1 pseudogene is annotated in these 590 nt (G+C 70.2%); it reads right to left on the reverse strand.

Going from position 1 to position 590, the window contains the following annotated elements:
* Positions 1 to 262: 262 nt before the first annotated feature.
* Positions 263 to 590 (reverse strand): annotated as a pseudogene (locus tag D588_RS0115735) (glycosyltransferase family 2 protein); the annotation flags it as partial.

Genomic DNA, 590 nt, shown 5'->3' on the forward strand with positions numbered 1-590 from the left:
CGCCAGCCGCGCGCGGCGCGCAGGCGTGGCGCGGTGGGCAGCGGGCATGGGCACAGCGGACGCGCAGGCGCGCGCGTGGGTGCGCGGACGCACGCCGTCGAAATCATGCATGGTTGAGTTCCTGGTGGGGTTCCCCCGAACCGGAAAGCAGGCGCGGTCCAGGAGAGATCGGCGGAACACGTCATTTGTTAAGTGACGTACTTCCCAATATAGCGAATTTATGTTGCCATGCCGCACGCGCGCGCAACGCGGCCGATTTCGTTCAGCCAGGGCGGCGCCAGCACAGCCGGGCGAAGGTGACCCAGGCGTGCAGCCAGATCACCGCCCACACCGCCGCCCGCACCGGCCACGCCCGGCTGGGCGCCTCGAACTTGCGGAAGTAGCGCCAAAGCCCGCGGTGCTTGTGCCACTCGACGAACCACGGCCGCTTGCGGCTGGACACGCCGCGCACGTGCAGCACGCGCAGAGTGTTCAGCACCGCCACCGTGGCACCGGCCTGGCGCACCCGGCGGCACAGGTCCAGATCCTCGGCATGCAGCCGATAGCCGGCGTCCCAGCCGCCGATGCGGGTGAACAGCGCGCGCGGCAAC

The sequence above is a fragment of the Xanthomonas sp. SHU 308 genome, assembly GCF_000364645.1.
Classification (GTDB): Bacteria; Pseudomonadota; Gammaproteobacteria; order Xanthomonadales; family Xanthomonadaceae; genus Xanthomonas_A; species Xanthomonas_A sontii.